Origin of the sequence: Salinicola tamaricis (assembly GCF_003006155.1) — a bacterium.
GTDB classification, from domain to species: domain Bacteria; phylum Pseudomonadota; class Gammaproteobacteria; order Pseudomonadales; family Halomonadaceae; genus Salinicola; species Salinicola tamaricis.
On sequence record NZ_CP023559.1, the window covers coordinates 3201382 to 3217094 of the forward strand.

Genomic DNA, 15713 nt, shown 5'->3' on the forward strand with positions numbered 1-15713 from the left:
TTTTTCTGCGTTCGTCTTGATCCCGCCGTCGGCTTTATCGAACACTTGGGCTCACTCAGGCGCTCTCCCTTGCGCGGGTGGCGTTGCTGGACGGCCGTCGATCGGCGTTCGGCGGCACCGCTGGTGCGGGGGAGGGCGCCCTTATCTCGACCCCCATAGGAGAATCGACGCATGGCCGATCGAGCGATGCCGTGTCCGCTTTGGCGCTGCGCGGGGCTAGCCCCGCGCGTCTTGGCCGAGTCCTGCCTGGTCGGTGGCGTGATGCCGTCGGTGCGCGAGGTGGCGGCATGAAAATTGGAGCCCCAAGGAGATCGCCAAGGGCGAAGCGCGAGTCGCGCTGACCCCGGAGAGCGCGCAGCAGATCCAGAAACTCGGGCACGAGTGCCTGCTCGAGCGCGGCGCGGGTGTTGCCGCAGGTTTCAGCGATGACGCCTATCAGGCGGCCGGGGTGACCCTGGTCGACGACGCCGAGGCGCTGTGGGACACCGCCGAGGTAGTGATCAAGGTGCGCGAGCCCCTCGATGCCGAGATCGAGCGGCTGCGCGAAGGGCAGACGCTGATCGCCTTCTTCTGGCCGGCGCAGAACGAAGCACGCCTGGCGCGCTGCCGTGAGAAGGGCGCCACCGTGGTGGCGATGGACATGGTGCCGCGTATCTCGCGGGCGCAGAAGATGGATGCGCTCTCGAGTACTGCGAACATCGCCGGCTATCGCGCGGTGATCGAAGCCGGCAACCAGTTCGGTCGTTTCTTCACCGGCCAGGTCACCGCCGCCGGCAAGGTGCCGCCGGCCAAGGTGCTGGTGCTCGGCGCCGGCGTGGCCGGGCTTGCGGCGATCGGTACCGCCACCAGCTTGGGGGCGGTGGTGCGCGCCTTCGACGTGCGTCCGGAAGTCGCCGAGCAGATCGAGTCGATGGGCGCCGAGTTCCTGTTCCTCGACTTCGAGGACAGCCAGGACGGGTCGGGCAGCGGTGGCTACGCCTCGCCCTCGAGCCCGGAGTTCCGCGAGAAGCAGCTGGCGCTGTTCCGCGAACAGGCGCCCGAGGTCGATATCGTCATCACCACTGCGCTGATCCCCGGGCGCCCGGCACCCAAGCTGTGGCTCGAGGAGATGGTGGCGGCGATGAAGCCGGGCTCGGTGATCGTCGATCTCGCCGCCGAGAAGGGCGGCAACTGCGACCTGACGGTGATGGACGAGCGGATCGTCACCGACAACGGTGTGATCGTGGTGGGCTACACCGACTTCCCCTCGCGCATGGCGACCCAGGCATCCTTGCTCTATGCCACCAACATCCGCCACATGCTCACCGATCTGACGCCGGAGAAGGACGGCGTCATCGTCCATGACATGGAGGATGACGTGATCCGCGGCGCCACTGCCACCCATGCCGGCGAGATCACCTTCCCGCCGCCGCCGCCCAAGGTGAAGGCGATCGGTGCGGCCAAGCCCAAGGCCAAGCCCAAGGAGCCGACGCCGGAGGAGAAGCGCGCCGCCGAGCACGCCACCTTCCTCGCCCAGACCAAGCGTCAGGTCGGCCTGCTGGCGGCCGGGGGCGTACTGATGTGGCTTTTGGGGATGGTCGCACCGGCCTCGTTCATGCAGCACTTCATCGTATTCGCGCTGGCCTGCTTCGTTGGCTTCCAGGTGATCTGGAACGTCAGCCACTCGCTGCATACGCCGCTGATGGCAGTGACCAATGCGATCTCCGGGATCGTCATTCTGGGGGCGATTCTGCAGATTGGCTCGGGCAACTGGCTGGTCGGGCTGCTCGCGGGTATCTCGGTACTGATCGCCTCGATCAACATCGTCGGGGGCTTCCTGGTCACCCGGCGCATGCTCGCCATGTTCCAGAAATCCTGACCGCGGAGAGAGATGATGTTGCAACACGAGTTCGTTTCCGCCGCGGCGATCGCGGCGAGTGTCCTGTTCATCCTGTCGCTGGGCGGGCTGAGCAATCAGGAGAAGGCCAAGCGGGCGGTCTGGTACGGCATCGGGGATGGCGATCGCGGTGGTGTTCACCGCACTCGGCCCCGGCGTCGGTGGGCTCGGCTGGCTGATTCCACTGATGTTGATCGGCGGGCTGGCCGGCGCCTGGCTGGCGGCCGGGTCGAGATGACCGAGATGCCGCAGCTGGTCGCCGCACTGCACAGCGTGGTCGGCCTGGCGGCGGTGTTCATCGGCTTCAATGCCGAGATGGAGCGTGCCCGGGTGGTGGCCACCCGCGTCGCCGGGATCGATGTCGAAGGGTTCTCGGCGTTCGCCGCGACCTTGGCCCACAAGACCCGCTGGAGCTCACCTTCCTGCAGATCGAAGTGGTACTGGGCGTGTTTATCGGCGCGGTGACCTTCACCGGTTCGGTGGTGGCGTTCGGCAAGCTGGCCGGCAGATCGGCGGCAAGCCCCACAAGCTGCCGGGTGGGCATCTGCTCAATGCCGGCGCCGCGCTGCTCTGCGTGCTGCTGGCAGTGGGCTACTTCAACGGCGCCGGGGCCTGGACCCTGGTGCTGCTGGCACTGCTCGCCTTCTTCATCGGCTGGCACCTGATCATGGGGATCGGCGGCGCCGACATGCCGGTGGTGGTGTCGATGCTCAACAGCTACTCGGGCTGGGCCGCGGCGGCGATCGGCTTCACCCTCTCCAATGATCTGCTGATCGTTACCGGGGCGCTGGTCGGCTCCTCCGGCGCGATCCTCTCCTACATCATGTGCAAGGCGATGAATCGCAACTTCGTCAGCGTGATTCTGGGTGGTTTCGGAGCGACCCAGAGCGAGGCCGCGGAGATCGAGGGCGAGCAGGTGTCGATCGACACCGGCGGTGTCGCCAGTGCGCTCAACGACGCCGACAGCGTGATCATCGTGCCCGGCTACGGCATGGCAGTGGCTCAGGCCCAGAACGCGGTGAGCGAGCTGGTGCGCAAGCTGCGCGCCGCGGGCAAGAACGTGCGTTTCGGTATCCACCCGGTGGCGGGGCGCCTGCCGGGGCACATGAACGTGCTGCTGGCGGAGGCGCGGGTGCCCTATGACATCGTCATGGAGATGGACGAGATCAACGATGACTTCGCCAGTACCGACGTGGTGATCGTCATCGGCTCCAACGATATCGTCAATCCCGCGGCCCAGGAGGACCCGGGCAGCCCGATCGCCGGCATGCCGGTACTCAAGGTGTGGGAAGCCAAGCAGGTGTTCGTGTGCAAGCGTGGCCAGGGTACCGGATACTCGGGTATCGAGAACCCGCTGTTCTTCAAGGAGAACACGCGCATGCTCTACGGTGACGCCCGCGGCAGCATCGACGCCCTGGTGCCGATGATCGACTGAGGCAGCGCCGCGCGCGACCCTGATCCGAGCGCATTTCGTCCCGCGACGGCACCCCCGTCCGGGACGATTTTCGTTACACTGTCTGCATCGTTCAGTGGCCACGGATCGACCATGTCAGAATCCTCCTCGCAGTCAGCTTCCCGCTCCTCGGAGCCCATGCGGGTCGCCGTGCTCGGCGGCGGCAGTTTCGGTACCGCCATCGCCAGCATCGCTGCCGACAACGGTGCCACGGTACGCCAGTGGCTGCGCGATGCGGCGCTGGTCGACCAGATCAATCACGAGCACCGCAACGGCCGCTATCTGCCCGACTACCCGATCAACCCGGCGGTTGTGGCTTCCACCGATCTGGCCGCCACTGTGGCCGAGGCCATGGTGGTATTCATCGCCATCCCCTCCAAGGCGTTTCGCAGCGTGCTCGAGCAGGCGCGCGAACATCTGCGCCCGGAGCAGATCCTGGTGACCACCACCAAGGGGATCCAGGCCGAAGGCTTCAAACTGATGAGCCAGCTGATCGAGGAGGAGACCGGCTCGTCGCACATCGGTGTGCTCTCGGGGCCCAACCTGGCCGCGGAGATCGCCCAGAAGCAGCTTACCGCGACGGTGATCGCCACGCGACGACGCGGTCACCCGCGCCTATGTCCAGGCCGCGCTGGGTTGCGGCTACTTCCGTGTCTATGCCGGCAACGACCGCTATGGCGCCGAGCTGGGCGGCTCGCTCAAGAACATCTATGCCATCGCCGCGGGCATGGCGGCGGCGCTGGGCATGGGTGAGAACACTCGTGCCATGCTGATGACCCGGGCGCTGGCGGAGATGAGCCGCTTCGCGGTGGCCCTCGGCGCCAACCCCATGACTTTCCTCGGGCTCTCCGGCGTCGGCGATCTGATCGTCACCTGCTCGTCCAAGCTCTCGCGCAATTACCGCGTCGGCTATGCGCTGGGCGAGGGTGCCACCCTCGACGAGGCGATCGAGGCCCTGGGCCAGGTCGCCGAGGGCGTCAACACGGTCAAGCTGGTGTGTGCCAAGGCGCGTGAGGAGGGCATCTACATGCCGCTGGCCCAGGGGCTCCACCATGTGATGTTCGACGGCGTGCCGGCACGCGACATGGCGCGGGCGCTGATGGAGAACGAACAGAGCAGCGACGTCGAGTTCATGCTCTCGCGCGAGGCGGTGTCGCAGGCCCATCAGCTGGCCCCGGACGGTGACGCATGAGTTGGCTGGCGATCGTCCGCCACGGTGAGGCGGGGCCTGGCCTACCCGATGCCGAACGCCGCCTGACCGCGCGTGGCGAAGGCGAGGCGCAGTCGGCGGCGCGCTGGCTCGCCAGCCGCCCGGCGCTGGCGCAAGCGACCCTGTGGGCGAGCCCGTATCGGCGCGCCCAGCAGACCGCGTTACCCATCGCCGCGGCGCTCGGCGTCGCCGTCGATACCGCTGATGGCATGACCCCCGAGGATGACGTCGACGCCTTGATCGAGTGCCTGAGTGGGCTGGGGGCCTCGCCGGCGCCGCTGATCCTGGTCAGTCACATGCCGCTGGTCGGTACCCTGGCCGGGCGTCTGGTCGATGGCGGGCCGCTTGCCGCCATGGGCTTCCCCACCGCCGGGGTGGCGCTGCTCGAAGCCGAGGTGTGGGCGGCGGGCTGCGCCCGACTCGGCGCCTTCATCGCGCCGCCCCATGGCTGAGGCGCGCGCCCCGCAGTGAGTGAGCATGATGCCAAACCGCGTTCGGCCCGGGCCACCGGCAGCGCCCGTCTGACTGACGTGGCGCGGGTGGCCGGCGTGGCGCCGATGACGGTGTCGCGGGCGCTCAATCGTCCCGAGCTGGTCAGCGAGGCGACCCGTGAACGGGTGCGCCGCGCGGTCATCGAGACCGGTTACGTGCCCAATCAGGTCGCCGGCGCGCTGGCCTCCAGCCGCAGCCGCCTGGTGGCACTGCTGGTGCCGACGGTGGCCCACGCGCTGTTCGCCGAGGTGGTGCAGACCGTCACCGGCTTGCTGGTGCCGCGCGGCTACCAGGTGCTGCTGGGGCTGGTCGGCTATACCCCCCGCCGAAGAGGAGGGCGTGGTCGAGACGGTGCTCAGCCGCCGCCCCGACGGTATCGTGCTCACCGGTTGCCATCACTCGGCTCTGACCCGGCAGCGGCTGGCGGCCAGCCGCGTGCCGCTGGTCGAGATCTGGGACATGAGCGACGACCCCATCGACATGCTGATCGGGTTCTCCCATCACGCCGTGGGTCGCGCCGTGGCCGATCATCTGCTCGCCCGCGGCTATCGCCGTCTCGGCGTGATCAGTGCCGACGACACCCGCGCCGAGCGGCGTATCGATGGCCTGCGCGAGCGTCTGGCCGAGGCGGGGCAGCAGGCGCTGCCTTTGCGCCGGGTGGGGACCCCTTCGAGCATGCCCTGGGGGCGGGAGATGGCGGCCGAACTGCTCGATCACCATGCCCTCGAGGCGATCGTCTGCAGCTCCGATATCCTCGCCCTGGGAGTGATCGCCGAGGCCCAGAGTCGCGGCCTGGCGATCCCCGATGATCTGGCCATCATGGGCTTCGGCGACAGCAGCTATGCCGCGGCCAGCTTTCCTGCGCTGAGCACGGTGCGTATCGATGGTGCCACCATCGGCCGCCGCGCCGCCGAGCAGCTGCTCGAGCGCATGGCGCGGCCCCAGTTCGAGCGCAGCGGGGCGGTGGAGGATATCGGTTTCAGCCTGGTCGACCGCGCCACTACCTGAGCCCTCGACGGACTCACTCCCGCAGCGATCCATGACGCACGGAGGCATCGCGCGGCGCCGCTCATGCGTGCATCCTTACCTAGTGCTTTGGTCGTAATTTGGCTGTTGGCATCTTTGTCATACAAATGCCCCGCGCTACTATCCGTGTCCAACGACCTCGGACGGCGCCTGAATGATAGCGCAATCATTCTGCGTGCCGACGAGCCCGAGAACGTCGCCGCGGCCAGCTATTTCTCCTGCGACGACCCCACGAGACAAGGTGCCTCGATGAACAACGACGCCATCAGCTGGATCCGTTTCTCCCACGTACTGTTGCCCCTGGCGACGCCGATCAGCGATGCCAAGGTGCTGACCGGACGTCAGAAGCCGATGACCGAGGTGTCGTTTCTGTTCGCCGAGATCGAGACGCGTGACGGTCATCGCGGCATCGGTTTCAGTTACTCCAAGCGGGCCGGGGGCTACGGCCAGTTCGCGCATGCCAAGGAGATCGCGCCGGCGATCCTCGGCGAGGACCCCAACGACACTGACAAGCTGTGGCACAAGCTGGTGTGGGCCGGTGCCTCGGTAGGACGCAGTGGCCTCTCGACCCAGACCATCGCCGCGGTCGATGTCGGCCTGTGGGATCTCAAGGCCAAGCGCGCGGGGTTGCCGTTGGCCAAGCTGATCGGCGCGCATCGTGACTCGGTGCAGTGCTACAACACCTCCGGCGGTTTTCTGCACACGCCGATCGAGGAGGTCAAGGAGAACGCCACGCGCTCGTTGGAGAGCGGCATCAAGGGGGTCAAGATCAAGGTCGGCCAGCCCGACATGAAGGCTGACCTGCAGCGCGTCGAGGCGGTGCGCCGCCACCTGGGTGACGACGTGCCGCTGATGATCGACGCCAACCAGCAGTGGGATCGCGCCACCGCACTGCGTTTCGGCCGCGCCATGGAGCCCTACCACCTGGTGTGGATCGAAGAGCCCCTCGACGCGTATGACGTCGAAGGGCACGCGGCGCTGGCCAGTGCCCTGGATACGCCGATCGCCACCGGCGAGATGCTCGCCAGCGTCGCCGAGCACCGCGCGCTGATCGACCATCGCAGCGCCGATATCATCCAGCCGGATGCGCCGCGCATCGGCGGTATCACGCCGTTTCTGAAACTGGCCACCCTGGCCAGCAGCGCCGGCCTGCAGTTGGCACCGCACTTCGCCATGGAAATTCACCTGCACCTGGCGGCGACCTATCCCAGTGAGCCCTGGGTCGAACACTTCGACTGGCTGGAGCCGCTGTTCAACGAGCGTCTCGAGACCCGTGACGGGCGTATGCTGGTGCCGGACCGCCCGGGGCTCGGCTTCACCCTGACCGAGCAGGCGCGCCAGTGGACAGTGGATAGCGCAGAATTCGGCAAACGCGGCTAGGAAACACTGAATCAATGGCTGCGCAGATGAATCGCTGCGTTGCCCGGTGCGCGGCATCCTCACCTATACCCCATAGGCTCCGGATCCTGTGCGCCGAGCGCCTCGAGCTTCATCTCGCTCGCCGATGCCTTCAGCGTTCCCGCAACGATCACATACCGAGGAGTGCGAGATGAGTTTCCCCAAGATCACCAAGATGTCGGTCGTGCCGGTGGCCGGCTACGACAGTTTCCTGCTCAACCTGAGTGGCGGCCACGCCCCCTGGTTCATTCGCTGCGTGCTGATCCTGGAGGATGACAGCGGCCAGTGCGGGGTGGGGGAGATCCCCTCCAGCGAGGGTATCCTGCGCGGGCTGGAGCAGTGTCGGGCGCTGGTCGAAGGCGCGCGTATCAACCAGGTCAAGCAGGTCCTCAACCAGGCGCGGCTGGCGCTGGCCGGCAACGGACGCGAGGAGCGCGGGCAGCAGACCTTCGATCTGCGCGTGGCGGTCCACGTACTGACGGCCATCGAGTCGGCGCTCTACGATCTCTACGGGCAGGCGCTGGGCCAGCCGGTGGCGGACCTGCTGGGGCGTTTCGGCCGCCAGCGCGACGAGGTCGAGGCGCTGGGCTATCTGTTCCTGCTCGGCGATCCGGCCAAGACCGATCTGCCCTACCCGAAAGCCGACAACCCGGTGGACGCCTGGGATGAAGTGCGACGTCGCGAGGCGTTGACGCCGGACGCGGTCGCCGAGCTGGCCAAGGCCGCCCATGCGCGCTACGGCTTCAAGGATTTCAAGCTCAAGGGGGGCGTGTTGCGCGGCGAGGAGGAGGCGGAGTGTATTCGCGCGCTGCACGACGCCTTCCCCGAGGCGCGTCTGACCCTCGATCCCAACGGCGCCTGGACGCTCGATGAAGCGGTTCGCGTGCTCGAGCCGATCAAGCATCTGCTCAGCTATGCCGAGGACCCCTGTGGTCAGGAGGCGAGCTGGTCCGGCCGCGAGACGATGGCCGAGTTCAAGAAACGCACTGGCCTCAAGACCGCCACCAACATGATCGCCACCGACTTCAAGCAGCTGCAGTACGCGGTGGCGCTCAATGCGGTCGACATTCCGCTGGCGGACTGCCACTTCTGGACAATGCAGGGGGCGGTGATGGTCGGCGAGCTGTGTCACGAATGGGGCATGACCTGGGGGTCGCACTCCAACAACCACTTCGATATCTCGCTGGCGATGATGACTCATGTCGCCGCCGCCTGTCCGGGGGAGATCACCGCCATCGATACCCACTGGATCTGGCAGGATGGCCAGCGCCTCACCCGCGAACCATTGGCGATCCGCGACGGCAAGCTGCGCGTGCCCACCACGCCCGGACTGGGCGTCGAGCTGGACATGGCCCAACTCGAACAGGCCCACGCACTCTATCGCTCGTTGGATGTACGCAGCCGCAACGACGCCATGGCGATGCAGTATCTGATCGATGGCTGGCGTTTCGATCCCAAGCGCCCGGCGCTGGTGCGCTGAGCCGGGTGCGAGGCCCAGTAGAGGGTCAGGGATAGGCGAGTCAGGGTCAGAGATAGGCGAGTCAGGGTGAGGGCCTCAGGGCAGGGCACCAGAGGAGAGGCGAAAGCCTAGTTAAATCACCTTTGGATACTTATCTTGACACTTGGTTTCATGACACTATGAGCTTCCTTGAGCGAGGGGAGCTCATCATGCGCGTGATCGGCGCCGTCACCGGCCTTTGCGTACTGCTGATCGGGATGTGGGTGGCCTGGAGCTGGGCCACGCGCGAGCCCCACGGCGAGACGCCGAGCGTCGAGCCGAGCGGCTGGGAGTACCGCTGGGGCGACTCGCCGCGGGATGCCGCCGGGCTGCCGGCCTGGCTCCACGCCAGCGATAGCGGCTGGCAGCCGATCGCTTTTCCCGCCAACCCGCCGCAGCGTGACGGCCACGACAAGGTGTGGTTTCGTCTGCGTCTGCCGCACAATCAATGGCACGACCCGGTGCTGTTCATCTCCAGCATCGATCTGATCGCGCAGGTCTATCTCGACGACCGGCTGATCTACCAGCATGGCGACTTCAGTGATGGCGATCATGTCACCTTCGCCGGTTGGCCCTGGCACATGATCGCGCTGCCCCACGACTTCGCCGGCAAGACCCTCTGGCTGCGTGTCTTCTCCGATTACACCAGCATCGGTCTGTGGGGCCAGGTGTACCTGATGGAGCGCGGAGAGGCCTATCGTCAGATCATCCGGCGCTCGGCCTGGGACGTAGCCGTGAGCGCGCTGGCGCTGGCACTGTCGGTATTTGCCGCGATCTTCGCCGTCAGCGGCGTCGAGCGACGCAGCTTCGGTGCCATCGCGCTGTTTGCCGGTGCCTCGGGGCTGATGCTGCTGGCCGAGGCGCCGGCGCGGCAGCTGATCGCCGGCAATCCGCTGGGGTGGGATCTGATCCGGGCCTTCAGTTACTACATGCTGCCGGTGGCGACCGGGCTGATTCTCGCCCACTGGCTCAAGGGCAGCGCGCGGCGCTGGACGCAGCGGCTATGGGCACTGCATCTCGCCTACGTGGTGCTGGTCGTCGGCCTGGTCCAGGGTGGGGTGATCAACCTCTCGCTGACCTTTCCCATCTTCGACATGCTGCTGGTACTGACACTGCCGACGATGCTGGCGCTGGCGCTATGGCAGTGGCGGGCGCTGGACGGTACCCAGCGCACCGTGGTGCTGAGCTTCGCCGTGTTCGCACCGCTGCTGCTGGCCGACATTCTGGTGGCCCACGGCTTCATCCCGTGGCAGCCGATACCGTTGAGCTTCGGCACGCTGGCCTTCTCGCTCTCTTGCGTGGCGATCTCACTGCATCGCTACCACCGGGTCCATCGCGAGCTGGCCCGCTCCCACGAGACGCTGGAGCAGCAGGTGGCCTTACGCACTGCGGAGCTTGCGGGGCTGGTCGAAGAGCTCGAAGGCTTGTCCTACCGCGATGCCCTGACCGGGCTCTACAACCGGCGCCATTTCGATGCGGCCTACGCCCAGGCGTGCCGGCGAGCAGTGGCGGGGGGCGAATGTCTGACCCTGGCGATCGTCGATCTCGACCACTTCAAGCGCATCAACGATCGTTTCGGGCACGATGCCGGCGATAGCGTGCTGGTCGACGTGGCGACGCTGCTCAAGGCGAGCAAGGCGGCTGGCGAGAGTGTCTGCCGCCTGGGCGGCGAGGAGTTCGCGCTGCTCTCTCACACCTCGCCGGCGGCGCTGGCCGCGCGTCTCGAGCGGCTGCTGGGGCGGCTCTCGGCGACACCACTCAAACGTGGCGGAATGTGCCTGGGGCATGTCACGTTCTCGGCTGGCATCGCCAGCTTCCCGATGCACAGTGCAAGCCCTGACGGCTTGCTGCGACTGGCCGACGAAGCACTCTACTGCGCCAAGCGCAGCGGTCGCAGTACGGTGGCGATCTATTCGGCCCTGGTCGAGCCGTGCCTGCAGCAGGCGGAGGCCGAGCCGGGCGCCAGCCACGCGCAGCGCGACGTGGGCGGAGCCACACGAGGCGAGAGGCGCCAGTGAGCGCAGACGCCGGCATGGCGAAAGATAGGACGGCACGGGCGCGAGTGTCTGCCGTCGGTCAGAGAACCTCGAGCGTGGTCTTGACTCTATCCAGTGCGACCAGGGTGCGAAACCACTCGACGTTGGGGTTGCCGTGGAACAGCGTGTCACAGAGCTGCTGGAAACGGCTCATGCTCGGCACCAGCAGCACCAGCATGAAGTCCGCTGCGCCAGTGACGTAATAGCACTGCTGAATCTCGGGGCCGGAAAAGCGCGCTTTCAGCGCCTCCAAGTCGGCGGCATGCGTCTTTTTCGCGCGCACCTCCACAAAGATCGTGATCACCTGGCCCAGCTTGTCCGGGTCGAGCACCGCCACATTCGCCTTGATGTATCTCCTGCTTTGAGCCGCTGGACCCGCCGCTGCACCGAGGCGGTGGAGAGATGTACCCGCTCGGCCAGCTCGCGCAGCGGTGTCTGGCACTCGGCCTGTAGATGCTTGAGCAAGGCCCGGTCGAAGTCGTCCAGCGCCATGGTGGCCACCTGGTGAGAAAATGTATCGCGATGAGGCCTCATGTCGAGCGCCTTTATCGCCTAGTGTGCAATAAAATATCGCGATATTCGTCAGCTCGGAAGCGCACCATGCCCACCGAATCCAACGAGTCCCTTGGCGTCGCCTTGAACGTCGCGGCCTCGGTTTTCTTCGCTCTCATGTTCGCCTACACGCCGCTGCTCGGTGCGCTGGACGGCGGGGAAATCTATGGCTGGCGCATGCTGCTCACCTTTCCCTGCCTGACACTGTTTATTCTGATGCGGGGTTATGGGTGGTGGCGAGCGTTTACCGACGCTTGAGAACCGAGCGCTATTTCTGGGTGACACGACTGCTCGGGTCGGGACTGCTCGGCCTACAGCTATGGCTATTCATGTGGGCACCGGTCAATGGTCAGGGGCTGGCGGTATCCTTGGATACTTTCTGATGCCGATCACCATGGTCGTCGTCGGCCGGCTCGCGTTCAGGGACCGGCTGTCGCGATGGCAGCAACTGGCCAGTCTGTTCGCCCTAGCGGGGGCTTTGAACCAGTTGCTGATTTCCCAGCGCTGGCGTGGCCGACGCTCGTGGTCTGCCTGGGCTATCCGATCTATTTTGGTTGCGCCGGATGACGGATACCAACCATATCGGCGGGCTATGGTTCGACATGTTGCTGGCTCTGCCGGCCAGCATCTATTTCATCGTGCAGGGTGGCGGGGTGGTCGGCGCACCCACCAGTGGCATCCATTGCCCTGATACTGGGCCTCGGGTGCTCAGCGCCCTGGCGCTGGTGCTTCAGGCACTCTCGGAGCCGCTGCTCAACCTGAGCCTCTTTGGTCTACTGGTCTATGTCGAACCGCTACTACTGTTCATCGTGGCGCTATGTCTAGGGGAGACGGTCGCCAGCGGTGAGTGGCCGACCTATGTTGCTATCTGGCTGGCCGTGGTGGCGCTCTGCGTGGACGGCGTGCTCAGGATGCATCAGGCGAGAGGTGTCGCCCGAGCGGCCGGTTGAGTCACGCCGGTCTGGCCGCCAATCCCGGCGAGGCATGCAGCGTGTGGGCCTGGCACGGGTGCCGATGGCTGAGGCCAAGACGCGATGCGGCGAGGATGCCAAAGTCTAATATTTGAATAAGTATGATGTATGGCAATGTTGGCGGCGACGATAACAACATTGCGGCCTGTGCGGTGTCGCGATCGGTCTGGCGCAGACGCCGGACGGCGGCCTCGGCGGCTGCGCCCATTCGACATGGAGCGCGTCATGACCTCACTTTTCTCCTCGCGTGTCTCGCGTACCTGCCTCTCTCTCGCCGCCGCCGGCGTGCTGCTGAGCGCCAGCCTGGGTGCCCAGGCGGCGACCTGGCGCGGGTGGAACGTCCATCCCGACGGCTACCCCAATTCGCTGGCGCTGAAGTCTTTCGCCGAGGAGGTGGCCAAGACCACCGACGGCCGCGTCGAGCCCAAGGTCTACAACAACGGCGTCCTCGGCGATCAGCCGGATGCGATCGAACAGGCCCGCAGCGGCGCGCTGGACTTCGGCAACTTCAACATGGGGCCGATGGGCCCGGTGGTGCCCGAGACCGACGTGCTCTCGCTGCCGTTCCTGTTCAAGGATGTCGAGCAGATGTATCGGGTCATGGATGGTGACATTGGCAAGCGCTTTGCCGCCGCCCTGGCCGAGAAGAACCTGATCGCGCTCTCCTGGTTCGGTTCCGGCGCGCGCAGCTTCTACGACACCAAACGCCCGATCGAGACCCCCGACGACGTTAAGGGGCTCAAGCTGCGGGTGATGAACAACGATCTCTACGTGCAGATGGTCGATGCCCTGGGTGGCAACGCCACGCCGATGGCCTACAGCGAAGTGTTCCAGTCGCTCAAGACCGGTGTGATCGACGGTGCCGAGAACAACTTTCCCTCGTTCGAGTCGAGCAACCACTACGAAGTGGCCAAGTACTATTCGCTCACCGAGCACCTGATCATTCCCGAGTGCCTGTGCGTGGCCAAGTCGAGCTGGGAGGCGCTCTCCGCCGACGACCAGCGCGCCGTGCGCACCGCCGCCGAGAACGCCGCCCAGGCGCAGCGCCGGCTATGGGCGGAGCGGGTAGCCAAGAGCCGCGCCATCGTCGAGAAGGCGGGGGTGAAGATCAATGAGGTGAAGGACAAGGCTGCCTTCCAGCAGCGCATGGAGCCGCTCTACCAGGCATTCATCGACAAGCACCCCGAGCTTGCCTCGCTGATCGACGAGATTCGTCAGACCCCCTGATTGCCCTCGCGAGGTCGGCGCGTCTCCGCCGGGAGGCGCGCCGGCCGCCTCTTCGCCGCAGTTGACAGGATCTCACCGTGAACGACTCCCAGCCGCCCGTGGCCGCTGGCACCTCGGCGTGTGACAAGGTGCTCGATACGCTGGCGCGACTCTGCCTGATCGTCGCCGGCGTACTGCTGGTATTTCTGATCTTCTCGTTCGGCTGGCTGGTCTTCGGCCGCTACGTGCTCAATGACACTCCGACCTGGATCGAGCAGTCGTCGCTGCTGATCGTGGTCTACATCACCTGCCTGGGGGCTGCCGCCGGGGTCAGGTTCCGTTCCCACCTGAGCATCGACTTCCTGCGCGAGGGTGCGCCACGCCCGCTGCGCCTGCTGATGCAGCTGATCGCCGACGCCTTCGTGATCGCCTTCGGCGGTGTCATGGCCTGGCAGGGGTGGCTGATGATGCTCAACAACGCCGACCGTCCGATCCCCATGCTGGGGCTGTCGGAGAGCTGGCGCTCGGCACCGCTGGTGGCCTGCGGGGTGCTGCTGGTGATCTTCACAGGCGCTGAGCTGATCCAGCGCGCGATCTCGACACGCAAGGGGCACTGACCATGGGGCTGATCATTCTGTTCGGGGTGTTCGCGCTGGGCCTGATCGTGGGCGCGCCGATCGCCTTCGCGGTGGGGCTGTCGGCGGTGGTGACCTTCCTCTACGAGGGACTGCCGCTGTTCGTCGGCTTCCAGCGCATCGTCTCGGGGATCTCGGTGTTCTCGCTGCTGGCGATCCCGTTCTTCATCTTCGCCGGCGAGCTGATGCTCCACGGGGGTATCTCGCGGCGACTGGTGCGCTTCGCCTCGGCGGCGGTGGGGCGCATGCGCGGCGGCCTGGGCATGGTCAACGTCACCTCGTCGATGCTGTTCGGCGGTATCTCCGGCTCGGCCGTGGCGGATACCTCGGCGCTGGGCTCGATCCTGATTCCGGTGATGAAGGAGAAGGGCTACGACACCGACTATGCGGTCAATGTCACGGTCACCTCGTCGATCGCCGGGGTGGTGATCCCACCCAGCCATAACATGATTCTCTATGCGGTGGCCGCGGGTGGCGGCATCTCGGTCACCCAGCTGTTCGTGGCGGGTATCGTGCCGGGTATCCTGATGTGTCTGGCGCTGGCGGTGGCCGCCTACGTGGTGGCGGTGAAGCGCGGCTACGGCGGCGAAACCTTTCCCGGCTGGGCGGCGCTGCTGATCAGCTTCTGCGCCTCGCTGCCGGGCCTGCTCACTGCGGTGATCATCGTCGGCGGCGTGCTCTCCGGGGTTCTCACGGTGACCGAGTCCGGCGCCTTCGGCGCGCTCTACGCCATCGTGGTCACCGGCCTGGTCTACCGCGAGCTGCGCTGGGCGGCGTTCAAGACCACGGTCTATCAGGCAGTCAAGACCACGGCGCTGGTGATGATCCTGGTCGGCTGCGCCTCGGCGTTCTCCTATCTGCTGGCGCTCTACAGCGTGCCCGAGATGCTCGCCAACGGTCTGACCTCGGTCTCCGACAATCCGATCGTGGTGCTGCTGATGCTCAACCTGCTGCTGCTGGCGCTGGGCATGATCATGGATATGGCGCCACTGATCCTGATTTGCACCCCGATCTTTCTGCCGGTGGCGCAGCAGTTCGGCATGGACCCGACCCAGTTCGGCATCCTGATGATGATGAACCTGGGCATCGGGCTGTGTACGCCGCCGGTGGGGGGGTGCCTATTCGTGGGCAGCGCGATCGGCGGGATCAAGATCGAGCAGACGGTGAAGACCATCTGGCCGTTCTACCTGGCGCTGTTCGCGGTGCTGATGCTGGTCACCTATGTGCCGGCGATCTCGTTGACGCTGCCTCATCTGCTGCAATGAATTCGCGCCCGGTACGCCGGGCGCCATCCGCTCTGCCAACGAACATGAAGGAGTTTCAGCATGCTGAACCGACTACTGGTGACCGGTGCCGCCGG

13 protein-coding genes and 3 pseudogenes are annotated in these 15713 nt (G+C 66.1%); 14 read left to right on the plus strand and 2 right to left on the minus strand.

The genetic code is table 11. The features are described 5' to 3' along the window. Positions 1 to 287: 287 nt before the first annotated feature. The 9 genes and pseudogenes from CN538_RS14805 to CN538_RS14840 all read left to right on the plus strand — a co-directional run bounded on the left by CN538_RS14805 (position 288) and on the right by CN538_RS14840 (position 10971). A pseudogene (locus CN538_RS14805) lies at positions 288 to 1858 on the plus strand (Re/Si-specific NAD(P)(+) transhydrogenase subunit alpha). Positions 1859 to 1870: 12 nt separating this feature from the next. Further along, a complete protein-coding gene (locus CN538_RS24580; protein WP_277985029.1) occupies positions 1871 to 2341 on the plus strand; it encodes an NAD(P)(+) transhydrogenase (Re/Si-specific) subunit beta in 471 nt (156 codons plus the stop codon). Beyond that, positions 2338 to 3311: pseudogene (locus CN538_RS14810) on the plus strand (NAD(P)(+) transhydrogenase (Re/Si-specific) subunit beta). Before CN538_RS24580 ends, CN538_RS14810 begins: the two are co-directional and overlap by 4 nt. A gap of 156 nt (positions 3312 to 3467) precedes the next feature. After that, positions 3468 to 4521, plus strand: a pseudogene (locus CN538_RS14815) (NAD(P)H-dependent glycerol-3-phosphate dehydrogenase). Then, positions 4518 to 4991, plus strand: a complete 474-nt coding sequence (gene sixA / locus CN538_RS14820; protein ID WP_106419939.1) for a phosphohistidine phosphatase SixA — start codon at positions 4518 to 4520, stop codon at positions 4989 to 4991. The pseudogene CN538_RS14815 and the gene sixA overlap by 4 nt, the downstream one beginning before the upstream one ends. A gap of 379 nt (positions 4992 to 5370) precedes the next feature. Further along, the gene (locus tag CN538_RS14825; RefSeq protein WP_207233514.1) at positions 5371 to 6039 is read left to right on the plus strand and encodes a substrate-binding domain-containing protein; all 669 of its coding nucleotides are present in this window, start codon (positions 5371 to 5373) and stop codon (positions 6037 to 6039) included. A gap of 144 nt (positions 6040 to 6183) precedes the next feature. Then, positions 6184 to 7437 (plus strand): L-talarate/galactarate dehydratase, encoded by a 1254-nt coding sequence (locus CN538_RS14830; protein ID WP_277985031.1) that lies wholly within the window; start codon positions 6184 to 6186, stop codon positions 7435 to 7437. A 169-nt stretch (positions 7438 to 7606) separates the two neighbouring features. After that, the gene (locus CN538_RS14835) at positions 7607 to 8935 is read left to right on the plus strand and encodes an enolase C-terminal domain-like protein (RefSeq protein WP_106419940.1); all 1329 of its coding nucleotides are present in this window, start codon (positions 7607 to 7609) and stop codon (positions 8933 to 8935) included. Positions 8936 to 9123: 188 nt separating this feature from the next. Next, a complete protein-coding gene (locus tag CN538_RS14840) occupies positions 9124 to 10971 on the plus strand; it encodes a GGDEF domain-containing protein (protein ID WP_106419941.1) in 1848 nt (615 codons plus the stop codon). 58 nt (positions 10972 to 11029) lie between these two features. Here the strand turns inward: CN538_RS14840 and CN538_RS14845 are convergent, their stop codons facing one another. Continuing rightward, positions 11030 to 11326 (minus strand): Lrp/AsnC family transcriptional regulator, encoded by a 297-nt coding sequence (locus CN538_RS14845; protein ID WP_207233515.1) that lies wholly within the window; start codon positions 11324 to 11326, stop codon positions 11030 to 11032. Beyond that, entirely contained in the window at positions 11290 to 11481 is a 192-nt protein-coding gene (locus tag CN538_RS21240) for an Lrp/AsnC family transcriptional regulator (protein ID WP_207233516.1), read from the minus strand. Before CN538_RS21240 ends, CN538_RS14845 begins: the two co-directional genes overlap by 37 nt. 108 nt (positions 11482 to 11589) lie before the next feature. Between CN538_RS21240 and CN538_RS23200 the strand changes: the two genes are divergently transcribed. From CN538_RS23200 to CN538_RS14870, 5 genes are all read left to right on the plus strand, one after another. After that, on the plus strand, positions 11590 to 11799 hold the full coding sequence (locus tag CN538_RS23200) for a hypothetical protein (protein ID WP_242495186.1): 210 nt from the start codon (positions 11590 to 11592) through the stop codon (positions 11797 to 11799). A 305-nt stretch (positions 11800 to 12104) separates the two neighbouring features. Further along, a complete protein-coding gene (locus CN538_RS23205; RefSeq protein WP_242495188.1) occupies positions 12105 to 12491 on the plus strand; it encodes an EamA family transporter in 387 nt (128 codons plus the stop codon). Between the two features lie 246 nt (positions 12492 to 12737). After that, a complete protein-coding gene (locus CN538_RS14860) occupies positions 12738 to 13739 on the plus strand; it encodes a TRAP transporter substrate-binding protein (RefSeq protein ID WP_106419943.1) in 1002 nt (333 codons plus the stop codon). Positions 13740 to 13816: 77 nt separating this feature from the next. Continuing rightward, a complete protein-coding gene (locus tag CN538_RS14865) occupies positions 13817 to 14335 on the plus strand; it encodes a TRAP transporter small permease (RefSeq protein WP_051895681.1) in 519 nt (172 codons plus the stop codon). Positions 14336 to 14337: 2 nt separating this feature from the next. Next, positions 14338 to 15618, plus strand: coding sequence for a TRAP transporter large permease (locus CN538_RS14870; protein WP_106419944.1), 1281 nt, complete (start codon positions 14338 to 14340; stop codon positions 15616 to 15618). Positions 15619 to 15713: the final 95 nt, after the last annotated feature.